This is a genomic window from Fonticella tunisiensis, assembly GCF_004364155.1.
Lineage (GTDB): Bacteria > Bacillota > Clostridia > Clostridiales > Caloramatoraceae > Fonticella > Fonticella tunisiensis.
Genome location: NZ_SOAZ01000007.1, coordinates 36,264 through 52,024, shown reverse-complemented (window position 1 = coordinate 52,024; position 15,761 = coordinate 36,264). Strand labels below are relative to the sequence as shown.

Annotated in this window: 6 protein-coding genes; 5 read left to right on the top strand and 1 reads right to left on the bottom strand. The window is 38.0% G+C overall.

The window, feature by feature from the left end; translation table 11 throughout:
- Positions 1-33: 33 nt before the first annotated feature.
- Both EDD71_RS05715 and EDD71_RS05710 read left to right on the top strand, forming a co-directional pair.
- Positions 34-1,233, top strand: coding sequence for a Ger(x)C family spore germination protein (locus EDD71_RS05715; RefSeq protein ID WP_207669289.1), 1,200 nt, complete (start codon positions 34-36; stop codon positions 1,231-1,233).
- A gap of 181 nt (positions 1,234-1,414) precedes the next feature.
- Complete coding sequence (locus tag EDD71_RS05710) at positions 1,415-2,512, top strand: GerAB/ArcD/ProY family transporter (RefSeq protein ID WP_133627791.1); 1,098 nt, start codon at positions 1,415-1,417, stop codon at positions 2,510-2,512.
- Positions 2,513-3,093: 581 nt separating this feature from the next.
- Here EDD71_RS05710 and EDD71_RS05705 read toward each other — a convergent pair.
- The gene (locus EDD71_RS05705; RefSeq protein ID WP_133627790.1) at positions 3,094-3,813 is read right to left on the bottom strand and encodes a 4Fe-4S binding protein; all 720 of its coding nucleotides are present in this window, start codon (positions 3,811-3,813) and stop codon (positions 3,094-3,096) included.
- Positions 3,814-3,925: 112 nt separating this feature from the next.
- Between EDD71_RS05705 and EDD71_RS05700 the strand changes: the two genes are divergently transcribed.
- The 3 genes from EDD71_RS05700 to EDD71_RS05690 all read left to right on the top strand — a co-directional run bounded on the left by EDD71_RS05700 (position 3,926) and on the right by EDD71_RS05690 (position 15,423).
- Positions 3,926-4,618, top strand: a complete 693-nt coding sequence (locus tag EDD71_RS05700; protein WP_133627789.1) for a Crp/Fnr family transcriptional regulator — start codon at positions 3,926-3,928, stop codon at positions 4,616-4,618.
- A 246-nt stretch (positions 4,619-4,864) separates the two neighbouring features.
- Positions 4,865-7,318: a sugar phosphate nucleotidyltransferase gene (locus EDD71_RS05695; protein ID WP_133627788.1), complete on the top strand. Its 2,454-nt coding sequence runs from the start codon at positions 4,865-4,867 to the stop codon at positions 7,316-7,318.
- A 20-nt stretch (positions 7,319-7,338) separates the two neighbouring features.
- Entirely contained in the window at positions 7,339-15,423 is an 8,085-nt protein-coding gene (locus EDD71_RS05690) for a glycoside hydrolase family 94 protein (RefSeq protein WP_133627787.1), read from the top strand.
- The last annotated feature ends 338 nt before the right edge of the window (positions 15,424-15,761 follow it).

The window sequence follows — 15,761 nt, the reverse complement described above, 5'->3', positions numbered from 1 at the left end:
GATTGGTATCTTTAAATAAAGGAAGTTTTACGTATGAAGAAAGGGATGGCTCTAATAATAACGTTAATTATGCTTACAAATTTTCTTACCGGCTGCTGGAGCAAGAGAGAATTAAATGAGCTTGCCATTGCATCGGCAATAGGTATTGATAAGAGTGGCGATGGGTACCAGGTCACGGTTGAGGTAATAAATCCCAGCGAAATCTCTGCAGAAAAAGGAACTGGTCAGCGTTCTCCTGTTGTGATTTTTAGCGCTACAGGAAAAACGGTTTTTGAGGCGCTGCGCCGCATAACCCTTGAATCTCCAAGAAGGGTTTATTTATCTCATATTAGAGTCGTTGTACTGGGAGAAGAATTAGCAAGGGATGGGATTGCAAAAATAATAGATTTTCTTTCAAGGGATTCAGAGTTCCGAATAGATTTTTATATATTAGCAGCTAAAAATACGAAAGCAGAATCAGTATTGAAAGTATTGACTCAACTGGAAAAAATACCAGCCAATAAAATTGCCCAGGGCCTTGAGATATCAGAAAAATCATGGTCATCCACACACGCAGTGAAGCTAGACGAACTAACTAATGATTTTACAAGTGACGGTAAAAATCCAGTTCTTACTGGAATAACATTATCAGGAAATGCGGACACAGGAATGACTCTTGAAAACTTGAAAAGCTCCAAGCTTTCATCTATTCAGAGAATTGGTAATTTAGCTGTATTTAAGAAGGATAGGCTGGTTGGCTGGCTTAGCGAGGAAGAGAGTTTGGGATATAACTATGTTATGGGGAATGTTAAGAGCACAATTACAACCGTAGAATGTCCCGGGGGCGGTAAATTAAGTGTTGAGGTTTTACGAACAAAATCCAATATAAAGGGTAAGATAGAAAATGGAAAGCCGAAGGCAAAGGTGGAGCTCAGTATGGAGGGAAATATAGGGGAATCGGAATGTGATTTAGACTTAACAAAACCTGAAAACATCAGGCAAATAGAAGATGCTTTAGAGGAGGTTGTAAAAGAGAAAAAGAAATTGGCCATAGGAAAGGCACAGAATTTGGGAAGCGATATATTTGGGTTCGGAGAAACCATCCGCAGAGAAAACCCAAAGGCTTGGAAGGAGTTAAAGGAAAAATGGAATGAAGAATTCGAAAGGCTATCTGTAGATGTCAGCGTAGATGCAAAAATCAGGCGAACAGGTACCATAACCAACTCACCCGAGCAGACAAAAAGTAAGAAGTAAATTAGAATGAAGCAGATAACTCCTGTTGTCATAGCAATAATTGCTTAAAGGGAAGCATTTTCTATGGTCTATGCTGCCAAATAGGATATAACTACCTGGTTTTATATGTATTAATCAAAGATTGTCTTCATCCATCATTTTTACTGGATAGCTTCGACGCTGAATGGAGGTAGGGCTATTTATGACACATAAACCAAAGATTACTTCATCTCAGCTTTTTTCACTTATGGTTTTATTTGAATTAGGCAGCGCAATTGTTATAGGGGTAGGGACAAAAGCAAAGCAGGATGCCTGGCTGGCAATCCTTCTTGGAATGGTTGGCGGCAGCTTCCTATTTTTGAGTTATCATTATATTTATAAAAATTATCCTGAGCTTTCCTTTTCTATTTTACTGCAAAGGAGCTTGGGAAAGATACCGGGCAAGGCATTGGCACTTTTATATATATTTTATTTCATGTATATAGCTGCAAGAGTTTTAAGGGACTTTGGGGAGCTGCTTGTAACTACTGCACTTCCGGAAACACCTATTGCTGCAGCGAATTTATTTATCATGCTGGTTGTTGCATATGGCAGTTATCTAGGTATTGAGGTGCTGGGAAGGTCAGGAGAAATTTTTTTCGTTGTTTTTATGTTTCTTGGATTTCTTTTCCCTTTATTAGCATTTGCAGCAGGCTTGCCAAAGGGAGAAAACCTCCTGCCTATTCTTGAGCAGGGATGGAAGCCTGTTTTAACAACAGCATTTCCTGTAACGCTGACATTTCCCTTCGGGGAAACTGTGGTTTTTATGATGTTTTTCTCGAATTTAGGCAGCCCTGGGAAGGTGTTAAAAGTTGGAGAAGCAGCCATAATGCTGAGTGGATTGATTTTAAGTTCTATAATCGCATTAAACATCAGCATTCTCGGTCCGACAATTATTGAAAATGCAACCTTTCCCCTATTGAAAAGTTTGGGCAAGGTGAGCATAGGTAACTTTATTCAAAGGCTGGACTCCATTGCAATTACTTTGTTGATAGTTGGAGGATTCTTTAAAATTGCAGTTTTTACTTTTGCAGCCATATGTGGAATGCAGGATATATTGAATATAAAAAAAAGATTTATTATTATCTTTGTAGGTATAACCGTTTTTGTAGCCTCCCTAAACATTGCAAGCAACGTACCTGAACACCTTGAGATAGGATTAAAATTAGTTCCGATTTATCTCCATCTGCCATTTCAGATAGGTATTCCTTTAATATTATGCATTATTATTATGATTAGAAATAGATTTGCTAAAAAATGAAGAGGGAATTTCTATTTTGTTATATATATGAAAATTATCATAGTTATACATAAATAGAAATTGTTGTGCTAGTTCTTTATAAACAACAAAACTCGCTCGGCATGAAACAAAATTCACCACAAGATTATGAAAACAGTTTCAATAGTAATAATCTAAATTTAAGCCAAGAAAGCTTTTGTATTTACCTTAACGTTTTGCAGTACCTAAGCGGAGATAAAAAATATATGAAATTCACATTAGGCGTGCAACTAGAAGTTCTAGGCGAAGGGATGCAGAAAAATCCTAGAACTTTCGTTTGTTTGAGAGAAGCGAGTTTAACGAAAGTTCTTGATTTTTCAAATCTCAAGCCTTAGAACTTCTTTGCTAAGCGTGCTGGTGAATGAAATATATTTTTTATCGCAGCGTCGGCCTGTAGATATTTTCTGCTTTTATTCCAATGGGCTTTTCAGAGTAGCACAACAAGTTGATTTTAGATGTTTTCAGTTGTAAATATAGGTTGAAGGATAAACTCTCCCGCCTTCACGTTGAATACGTTTCAGGATATAAATGCATGAAGGATGGGGAGAGATCAATATTTTTTATTATTTTTCCATGATGTTTCCGTCAACGCCTATTGTAACAACCTGCAAGGGGATCATCCGGCTGCTGTTTAAAAGGGCCTGATTAACTGCATTCACGATGCCTCCACAACAGGGCACCTCCATTCGAAGCACAGTGATGCTCTTTATTTCATGGGCTTCTAATATTTCTGTAAATTTTTCAGCATAATTTGTATCATCCAATTTTGGACACCCTATTATGGTTATCCTATTGACCATGAAATCATTGTGAATGTTTGCATATGCATATGCCGTGCAGTCAGCAGCCACTAACAGATGGGCATTTTCAAAATATGAAGCATTCGGCGGTACAAGTCTTATCTGGCAGGGCCACTGCCTAAGCTGTGATTTGGTAGGAATGGTATTTGCCTCTGGCCTGCTTGATTTATCAGAACTTTTCCTAATCGACACTGCAAGGGTGCCAGGACATCCACATGCAAGCTTCTGATGTGTATGGTTGTTCTTTGATTCCATATGCTTTTTAACTGCCTCCTCGTCATATTCGGCAGCATCGCGCTCTTCAAGCGTTATTGCATTTGCAGGGCATTCAGGAAGGCATGCTCCTAGTCCATCGCAGTATGACTCGGATACAAGCTTTGCCTTTCCATCTACTAGTTGAAGCGCTCCCTCATGGCAGGCGTCGATGCAGATACCACAGCCAGTACATTTTTCTTCGTCGATCTTTACAATTTTTCTTTTCATAGTATATAACCTCCCCAATTAAATCCGACCTGTATTGCGTTTTAATAAATATTATAATAAAATCTTATGAGAAAGTCTGTAACCTATGTTACCATAGTGGTGGTGGATAAAAATGTTTGAAAAATGGTTGAAGAAGTTGTCTTCATGCATACTGTTTAAGGAAATGAGCGCTGATGATATAAATGCTATATTCCACTGCATGAATCCAAAGGTGAAATGCTACCGAAAAAATGACAATATAGTTATTTCTGGAGAAAAGCTTGAGGAAATTGGGATAATTCTATTCGGCCAGGCGACTGTGTTTAAGGAGAACGCTGCAGGAGACAGGGTTATTATGTCTGTGATCGGACCAGGTGAGATGTTTGGGGAGATAGCTGCATTTTCAGGGATAGGAGTTTGGCCGGCAACTGTTATGGCACAGGGGCAATGTGAAGTTATGTTTATACCACATGAAAAGATTGCGAAAAGGTGTGAGACATCGTGCGCAAGTCATAGCATCCTTATCTCAAATATGTTAAGCATAATATCTGAAAAGGCATATATGTTAAACAGAAAGGTTGAATATCTGACAATTAGGAGCATTAGGGGCAAGATAAGCGCATATTTTCTTGAACAATATAAAAAGGCTGGCACAGCTGTAATTAGGATGCCGCTAAATCGTAACGAACTAGCTGATTTTTTAAATGTATCCCGTCCATCATTATCGCGGGAGATGTGCAGGATGAGAGATGAAGGGATAATAGAATTCCATAGGGAATCGGTAAAGATTAAGGACATAGAAGCTCTTAAAAGGATAGTAAGATAGAAAGTTAGTTTATAGATTGGAAATTGTAAAGGAAAAGGGGACATTTCTAAAAAGAAGATATGTCCCCAATTTAATAAAGTCAAAAAGGTGAAAGACAGTTTTGTCTTCCACCTTTTTTAATAACATTTCCTACCCTTCACAGGAACCCTTTGAACATCGCTTAGGAAGAACTCTTATTTTATTCTATATCAAAATTGCATAAAACAGTTTGTACTTATAAAAACTAATTTAAGAGAGGTGACGAATATGAAGGCAGTTATAATGGCCGGTGGGGAAGGAACAAGGCTAAGGCCCCTTACATGCTCTATTCCAAAGCCAATGGTTCCTGTAGCCGGAAAACCTACGATGGAACATATTATTAATCTTTTAAAAAAACATGATATAAAAGACATCGCTTCAACGCTTTATTACCTTCCTGATTCCATTGTAGATTACTTTTTAGATGGAAAAAGGTTTGGAGTTAACTTAACCTATTTCATAGAAGAAAAACCCCTTGGAACCGGTGGAAGCGTTTTAAATGCAAAGGAGTTTTTAGACGATACTTTTATTGTTATAAGCGGGGATGCTTTGACCGATATTAATCTGAAAAAAGCCATCAAATATCATATATCCAAGGGTTCAAAGGCTACCCTTGTACTTAAGAGAGAATCCATTCCCCTTGAATTCGGAATTGTAATAACAAACAGTGAGGGACGGATCATTAGATTCCTTGAAAAGCCAGGATGGGGAGAGGTCTTTAGCGACACTATAAATACAGGCATATATATACTTGAACCGGAGGTGTTCAATTACTATAAAAAGGGTGACAATTTCGATTTCAGCAGAGACCTGTTTCCACGGCTATTAAATGACAACGTTCCTATGTTTGGATACATAACTGATGAATACTGGTGTGATATAGGCGATTTAAATTCCTACTTGCAAACTAATTTTGATGTACTTGACGGAAAGGTAGATGTAGAACTTGATGCTGTAAAAAAGATGAAGGGTATATGGGTTGGAAGAAATACCATAATAAGCGATGATGCTGTATTAAAGGGCCCCTGTTACATTGGCAGCAATTGTTTAATCAAGAGCGGCAGTAGCATAGGCCCATATTCAATCATTGGAAATAACACTGTTGTATCCGAAAATACCTCAATAAAACACAGCGTTTTGTGGGACTTTAATAGAATTGGTGGAAACAACCAGATCAGAGGTTCAATAATTTGCAGCAAGGTGGTTACAAAGGAACTTGTAAACTTTTTTGAAGGTTCTGTAACCGGCAGTGAAACCAACATATCAAGCTGTGTTATAGTGAAGCCTGATATAAAAATCTGGCCCAATAAATATATAAAGGAACATTCAATCGTTGATAAAAATCTTGTATGGGGGACAAAATATTCAAGACTAACATTTGATGATAGAGGAATTAGTGGGGAAATCAACATAGATGTCACTCCCGAATTTGCATCCCTTTTAGGTTCGGCCTTTGCGTCTGTTATGGGTAAAGATCTTCCACTGGTTATAAGCTCAGATGGATCAAAGCCGGCAGGCATTATTAAGGAATCACTGGCATCAGGAATATTGTCCTCTGGAGTTAAGGTTATAAACATAGATGACATACCCCTATTTGTAAGTAGATATGCCACAAGGTTTTATAAAGCCGGAGGTGGTATTCACATCTCAAGTGACAGTGACAACGGTAACAAGGTTTATATACAATTCTTAAATATTAAGGGTGGGGATATAGAGCGTAATAAAGAAAAGAAAATTGAACATCTTTTTACCAGACAGGATTTTGAAAGATGTAATGCCTCTGAACTTGGAAATATTATAAGGGTTGAAAATTTCTCATCCCTTTATGTGCTCAATAATTTATTACAAATAAAGAATATAGAAAGGATAAAATCAAAATCTCCTGATATATTTCTAGCTTCAGCTGATGATAGGGCTTTGGATATAGTATCTTTATTCCTTAAAGATATTGGCTGCAGGGTTCATTGTGATTATACCTTTAAAGAACACTCCAGCCTTGAGGAATATGCTAAAAAAATTGTCAATGACATCAAAGATAAGCCCTATCTTATTTGTTCCATTATTGACACCGATGGTATTGTTTTAATCGATAATAAAGGGAGGGTTATAGACAGGGATAAGTATTCAGTACTATCATCCTTAATTGCCCTTAAACAAAATGCCAATACCCTGGTGATACCACATACATCTACAATGATAATAGATGAAATGGCCAAGACCTTTAATGCAAGGGTAAAGAGGACAAAAGCATCGAATTCTGATTTTATAAACGAGCTACTTTATTTGAGTGATACAAACGAGTATGTATACCTTCAGTATTTGCTTTACTTCGATCCTGCACTTGCATTAGGTAAAATTACTGAATTTTTGATAGAAAATTCTCTATCCCTTTTCGACGTTGTTGATGAACTTCCAGAGTTTTATATGTGTAAGGAAGAAGTTAACTGCAGCTTTGAAGAAAGGGGAAGGGTTATAAGGCAGTTAATAGATGAGAATAATAATGATGTACTTGAGCTTTTTGAGGGCATTAAACTAAATACCGAAAAGGGCTGGACATTAATTCTTCCAGACAATAGCCGCCCGGTTCTTAATATATTTGTGGAGGGCTATTGTCAGGAGTTTGCAGAGGAGCTATCAGCCCAGGTAAAGGAAAAACTAAACTTTATAATAAATAATAAATGATTTAAGAGGTGGCAGAGCATATGATTCTAAACTCCCATGAACTTTATCTCCATGGAAAAAATATAGCTAAAGACCATATTGTATCAAAGCAGGGAGAGTATAATAAACTAATTCTTAATAGATTGGATAATAATTTTATTAGGATATCACGAGTATACAGATTTCTCAAAGATAGAGCAAAAAATAACAAGTCCCTCTGCCCTGCCTCAGAGTGGCTTCTTGACAACTACTACATTATTGAAGAACAGGTTAAATGGATAATGGCAAATTGCAGCAGAAGATTTTTAAAAAAACTCAGGACGATTCAAAGCGGTTCTCTTAAGGGTTATCCAAGAACCTTTGCAATTTGCCTTGAGCTTATAAATCATACGGATGGTAAATTAGATAAAAAGCAGATTATCGAGTTTATAAAAGCATATCAGACCATAGAGCCCCTTTCCATGGCTGAGCTGTGGTCCATATCAACAATGCTTAGAATAGCCCTTGTTGAAAAAATAGCAGACATTTGCCAGGTCATTAGTGACATTCATAAGGAATGGAGTAACGTTGAAAGATTTAAAGGTAAAGATCATAATGAAATTTTCAACGAAATTAAAAAAACCTTTACCAGCATGGATTCGATAAATTATGCATATATTGAGAGGCTTTCAAGATTTATCAAGAGCCTTGAGGTTAATGAAGAAGAACTTTTTAGATATATAGATGACAGGCTTCACGAGTTTAATACTTCTATGGAAGAAGTAATAAAACATGAGCATAATGAACAGGCCGCCCTGAAAATCTCCATAGGCAACTGCATAACGAGCCTCAGGCTTATATCGGCACTTGATTTTAATGAGATTTTTGAGTCACTATCCCATGTGGAAGGAATTCTGCGCAAAGACCCTTCCGGTTATTACATGGAACAGGATTTTGAATCAAGAAACTATTACAGGAGGCAGGTAGAAAAAATCGCTGAAAGGTATAAAGTTTCTGAAATTCAGGTTGCAAGAACCGCACTTGATTGTACGTTAAAATATGAGGATATCTCCAAGGCTTCATCCCATGTTGGATATTATCTTGCTGGAAAGGGCAGGACTTATCTGATAAGGGACATTGAAAAAAATCCTTCGGGATTAAAGAAGAATGTTCTTGCTGTGTACGTTTTACCTGTAGCCATAATTACAGCTATTCTATCCCTGGGATTGGCTTTATATTCGTATACAAGTGCTGTTAAGGCCCCTTTGTTGATTGCAGCGTTGACTTTGATTATAGCCCTGATTCCTTCAAGTGAGATAGCTGTAACAATTACAAACTGGATTATCACCCATTTAAAAACGCCCGATTTTATACCTAAACTTGAGCTTAGAAATGGAATACCTGAAGAATGTACTACTATAATAATAGTTCCTACAATACTTCCAAATGTGAAAAGAGTCATAGAGCTTATAAGAAACCTTGAAGTAACTTACATGGCAAACAATGAAGATAATATATATTTTGCACTTGTAGGCGATTTAAAGGACAGCGGCAGTGAATTTAATGATGAAGATGAGGATATTCTAAATACGGCAAGGGATATGATTGAGGAACTCAATAGAAAATATGGGGACAATAAATTTTACTTTTTATGCAGGAGAAGGATTTATAACGACAGGCAGGGAAGATGGATGGGATGGGACAGAAAAAGAGGTGCAGTATTAGAGTTTAACAGGCTCATTAAGGGTGATAAAAACACTACTTTCTCAACAATCACTGGAAATATTGAAAACCTGAAGAGGGCTAAATATGTAATTACCCTTGATGCAGACACCATTCTTCCAATAGGCAGGGCCAGGTCTTTAATTGGGGCCATATCTCACCCCCTTAATAAAGCTGTATTTGATGATAAAAAGGGAATAGTCATAGAAGGGTATGGGTTAATTCAGCCCAGAATCGGAATCAATATAGTAAGCACAAATAAATCCCTGTTCACAAGGATATTTGCGGGTTCAGGCGGCATTGACCCATATACAGCTGCTGTATCAGATGTGTATCAGGATTTGTTCCATGAAGGCATTTTTACAGGGAAAGGAATTTACGACATCGATATATTCATAAAGGCCCTTGATGAAGCTATTCCTGAAAATACCCTTTTAAGCCATGATCTTATTGAGGGAAGCTATTTAAGAACAGGGCTTGCAACTGATATAGAGCTCATTGATGGCTATCCAGAAAAATACAGTTCCTACATTATGAGACTTCACAGGTGGGTAAGGGGAGACTGGCAGACAATACGCTGGCTTTTCCCATATATAAAGAACAGATATGGCAAAAGAATAAAAAATCCCATAAGCCTCCTTTCAAGGTGGAAGCTTTTTGATAACCTTAGAAGAAGCCTTGTTTCAACATCGTTAATGCTGGTAATAATATCAGGAATTCTATTCCTTCCCGGAACACCTTCGTTGTGGCTCAGTTTTGCTGTTTTAACTGTTTTTTTACCTATACTTTTAAACCTTGCTGATTATCTTGCATTAAAATATTACAACTGTCCTGGAATAAGGGTAAATGGAGACCTTATTTATGGGTTTAAAGCTGCGTTCTATCAATGCCTGCTTAACTTCATTTTTTTACCCTATCACAGCTATATTATGATGGATGCAGCTTTAAAGTCTTTATACAGGGTTTTTGTATCAAAACGCAACTTGCTGGAATGGGTTACCGCTGCAGAAGTTGAAAAAAATATGTCTAATGATTTTAAAGGTTATATTAACAGGATGTATCCTGTTTTAATCGAATCAGCTGTTTTATATGCTGTAGCCTTTGTATTTAGAAGGGAAAACCTTATTGCGATTATACCCCTATTAATCGTCTGGGCCCTGTCTCCAGCTGTTGCATATTATATAAGCCAGCCTGCAGCAGAACCTAAAATTGAATTGTCCGATGAAGATAACGAATTCCTCAGAAGAATTTCGAGGAAAACGTGGAATTTTTATGAGGAGTTTGCAAATGAGGAGAACAACTATTTGCCGGTTGATAATTATCAGGAGGAGCCCGTTGAGAGGGTTGCACATAGAACTTCCCCTACAAATATAGGGTTTCTACTTATGGCTATTCTATCTGCAAGGGATCTTGGGTATATAACGACATCAGAAATGCTTGAAAAACTTGATAAAACCATAGGTACCATTGAAAGGATGGAAAAATGGAACGGGCATCTGTATAACTGGTATGATACAAGAACCCTTGAAGTATTAATGCCGAAATTTATATCAACAGTTGACAGCGGCAATTTAATGGGGTATTACATAACTTTAAAGGAAGGGTTAAAGGAACACCATGAAAAACTACTGCATAAAAATAATGCAGATGATGATGTTGAGAAAGTTCAAAATCAGATAAGCCTTATAGATTCATTGATATTTAGAATAGAGAAACTAATCGCTGACATGAAATTTGAGTCCCTCTATGACAAAAAGAGAGAACTTTTTTCAATCGGATATGATGTTTCAAATGACAAACTTATAAATTCATATTATGACCTTCTTGCCTCAGAGGCCAGGATTACAAGCTATCTTGCCATAGCAAAAAGGGAGGTTTCACCTTCACACTGGTCAAGGCTTGGAAGGTCTCTGGTTGATATTGATGGCTATAGAAGCCTTGTCTCATGGACCGGAACGATGTTTGAATATCTGATGCCGCCTATAATAATGAGAACTTACAAAAATACTCTGTTAGGTGAAACTTACTCTACAGTTATAAATGCACAGATCAAATATGGCAGAAGCAGAAAAGTGCCATGGGGAACCTCGGAGTCAGGCTACCATGGTTTTGACCACATTTTAAATTATCAGTATAAAGCCTTTGGAGTGCCTGATTTAGGGCTTAAAAGAGGGCTTGTAAAGGATATGGTTATATCACCATATTCAACCATACTCGCTCTGCCATTTAGTCCAAAGGATGCTCTATTAAACCTGCATAAGCTTACAGAATATAATCTTGAGGGAAAGTATGGATTTTATGAATCCGTTGATTTTACACCGGAAAGAATGCCCCGCAGTCAGAAATATGCGGTTGTAAAAAGCTTCATGGCCCATCACCAGGGTATGATTATAACAGCCCTTAATAACTATTTTAACAACAATATACTGGTAAAAAGATTTCATTCCGACCCGGCAGTACGTGCAGGTGAGTTTTTACTTCAGGAAAGGATACCTGTAAGAGCCATAATAACAAAGGAAATCAAAGAGGATGTTGTTCCATTTAAGACTGAGGAATACGAAGGGTTTAATTATGTAAGGGAATTAGGTTTGCCCGAGTCTCCTATCCCTGTCTGCCATTTACTCTCAAATGGAACGTACTCCATCATGGTTTCCAATTTTGGCTATTCCTACAGCAAACTTGGGGATATCATGGTTACCAGATGGCGAGAGGATTTATCATCTAAAAAATATGGAACCTTTATATATTTAAGGGATGTAAATTCAAATAAAGTGTGGTCGTCAACCATTGAACCTGTAAACGCCATACCTGATAGATATAAGGTTATTTTCTCCAGCGATAAAGCCAAGTTTGAACGGATTGATGGTTCGATAGAAACCCATATGGAGGTGTGTGTATCACCTGAGGATAACTGCGAGGTCAGGAAGCTTACTATATTCAATCATGGTTCTGAAGATGCAACAATTGAATGTACCAGCTATTTGGAGCCCGTACTTTCACCACATATGGCGGATATAGCACACCCTGCCTTCAACAATCTTTTTGTAAGAACTGAAGCCTTAAGAGATTTTAGCAGCATCATTGCATCGAGGAGGCCGAGGGAAGAAGGTAAAAAAACACTATGGGCGTTTCATACCCTTTCCGCTGATGTGGAAAGCATAGGCGATCTGGATTTTGAAACGGACAGGTATAAGTTTATAGGAAGAGGGCAAAACCTTAAGGATCCCAGGGGAATGTCCCATCCACTTACGGATACCGTTGGGGCAGTGCTGGATCCTATATTCAGTATAAGAAAAAAAGTTAAAATAGCTCCCGGAAAATCATCAGTTTTATACTATACCACAGGAGCTGCTGAAAATAGAAATTCTATAATAGAGCTGTGCAAAAAATACTCAGACCCTTTAAATGCTGAGAGAAGTTTTGAACTCGCTTATCTAAGGGGAAATATAGATAATTCCTACTTTAACTTTAAGGAGTCCGACGCTAAAATATTTAACTCTTTAATATCACACATACTTTTTATAAGTCCGGTTAAGAAAAGGTATGAAGAATATATCATGAGGAATAGAAAGGGTCAGCCTGGCCTATGGGCATATGGAATATCAGGAGACTTACCTATTGTTCTGGTAACTATAAGCAAAGCTGAGAGTATAGAGGGTGTAAAAACCATGCTAAGGGCCCATGAATACTGGCGTTCAAGGGGATTAAAGGTGGACCTTGTGATATTAAATCAAGATGAAAGCGATTATTTTGAACCACTTCTAAACCTCATAAGGGATTTAGTTTCAGCAGGCCATGGAAGGGAGCTTATTGACAGGGCTGGAGGTATATTCGTAAGAAATGCAGCTTTAATGCCTGAAGAGGATAGAATTTTACTCTATTCAGCATCGAGAATTATTATAAACGCTGATGAGGGGAGCATTAAAAAACAATTAACCTATTTTGAAGCGAAGGAGGCCCAAAATATACTTAAGGCAAGTAAAATACCCTGCCATTACCCGGATAACCTTATGTATTCGCCGCTCTTATATTACAACGGTTATGGTGGGTTTGACAATGACAATAAGGAATATACAATTATCCTTAAAGATAATATTTTTACCCCTGCACCATGGATCAACGTTATATCAAACAAAAACTTTGGTTTTACAGTAACTGATACAGGTGGTGGGTTTACCTGGTCTGAAAACAGCAGGGAAAACAAGCTTACTCCATGGTCAAATGACCCTGTATCTGACCCTCCAGGCGAAATAATATACATAAGGGACGATGAAACTGGAGAGATATGGACAATTACTCCCCTTCCAGTGCGTGAAAAGGAAGGTTATGTCATAAGCCATGGATTGGGCTACTCGAGGTTTTTACATTCAAGCCATGGGATAGAGCAGCAGCTTACTGTTTTTGTTACAAGGGATGAACCTGTCAAGCTCTCACTCGTAAAGCTTAAAAACGTTTCGGGTACAGAGAGAAGGCTTTCACTATATTACTACATAAGGCCTGTTCTTGGAGTTACAGACCAGATTACTCAGCAACATATTATAACACAATTTGATGAAAACCTGGGCGCCTTTATAGTACAAAATTCCTATAATTCAGATTTTCCTGGCAGAATTGCCTTTATCTCCTCATCCCTTGAGGTTAAAAGCTTTACAGGAAACAGGCTTGAATTTGTAGGAAACGCTGGAGACTTTAAAAGCCCTAAGGCACTAGGGTATGAAGGCCTTAGTAAACAATACGGAACAGGTTTTGATCCATGCTGCGTTATTCAAACATCCCTTAGTATAAAGGAGGATGATGAGCAGGAATTAGTGTTCATGTTGGGCCAGGTTAAAAGCATGGATAATCTAACTCAGCTTATTATGAAGTATAAAGATTTAACCAAGTGTAAAGCTGCCCTTGAAGAGGCTAAGGGTGTCTGGGATGAGCTTCTTAACAGGCTGCAGATAGCAACCCCCGATGATAGGTTTAACATTATAATGAATACATGGCTTTTATACCAGACCCTATCATGTAGAATATGGGCGAGATCCGCCTTCTATCAATCAGGCGGTGCCTATGGTTTTAGGGATCAGCTTCAGGATGTAATGAGCCTTTTGAATATCTATCCTGAAATAGCTAAAAACCAGATCATCCTCCACTGCGCTCATCAATTTGTTGAGGGGGATGTGCAACACTGGTGGCACCCAGGTGCAGGTGAAAAAGGAATAAGAACAAAGTTTTCCGATGATTTGCTCTGGCTTCCCTATGTTACTGCAGAGTATGTAGAAAAAACTGGCGATACAGATATATTGTACCTTGAGGTTCCATACCTTGAGGATGCCCCCCTTGGTGAAAAGGAGGATGAAAGGTATGGTGTCCCTAAAGTATCGGAACAAAAATCAACTGTTTATGAGCATTGTATAAGAGCCCTGGAGAGGGGATTAAAGTTTGGTGAACATGGAATTCCTCTTATGGGATCAGGGGACTGGAACGATGGTATGAATACCGTTGGCAATAAAGGCAGAGGTGAGAGCATATGGCTTGGATGGTTTATTTGCCATACATTAAAGAAATTTATTCCACTATGCAAAATAGCAAATGATAAAGAAAAGGCCGAAAGATATGAAGAAATAGTTCAATATATTGCTGATTCAATTGAGAAAAACGCATGGGATGGAGAATGGTATCTAAGGGCCTACTTTGATGATGGAAAGCCCCTTGGTTCATCAATAAACAGCGAATGTAAAATAGATTCCATTGCACAGAGCTGGGCAGTTATTTCCGGTGCTGGAAATCATAAGAGGGCTGAAAAGGCTATGAATTCCGTTGAAAACTATCTTGTTATGGAGGATGAGGGTCTAATAAAACTGTTTACACCTCCCTTTGACAAAGGGGATCTTTCCCCTGGATATATTAAAGGCTATGTTCCTGGAGTAAGGGAGAATGGAGGACAATATACCCATGCAGCAACATGGGTAGTATATGCCTTCGCCAGGATGGGTTATGGCAATAAGGCCTACAGCCTTTTCAGTTTAATAAATCCGATAAATCACACTATGACTGATCTTGATTGTGCAAGGTACAAGGTTGAGCCCTATGTTATGGCGGCAGATGTATATGCTGTAGAACCCCACGTTGGAAGGGGTGGATGGACCTGGTACACCGGATCCTCCGGCTGGATGTATAAAGTAGGTCTTGAAGAAATACTGGGATTTAAAAAGAAGGGAAGTTCGCTCATAATAGACCCATGCATTCCATCCTACTGGAAGGAATTTAAGATAAGATATAAATACAACAAGACTGATTATATAATAAATGTAAGCAACCCGGCTGGGGTAAACCGTGGTGTTAAGGAAGTTAAAATGGATGGAGTTGTCCTAGGTGATAAGACGATAAAGCTTGTGGATGATGAAAAATTCCACAGCGTTGAAGTTGTATTAGGTTAAAAGGCAGGATTTTCCTGCCTCATTTGTATTTTGGAGATATGCTACTCTGAAAAGTTCATTGGATTATAAGTGGAAAGCATATACAGACCGACGCTGCGATAAAAAATATATTTCATTCACTAGTACGCTTAACAAAGAAGTTCTAAGGCTCGGGATTTGAAAAATCAAGAACTTTCGTTAAACTCGCCCAACTCAAACAAACGAAAGTTCTAGGATTTTTCTGCATCCCTTCGCCAAGAACTTCTAGTTGCCCGCTTTATGTGAATTTCATATATTTTTTATCTCCGCTTTAGTTCTTGAACTGGAACGACAGATTAATTTAGAAACTGTTTTCATAA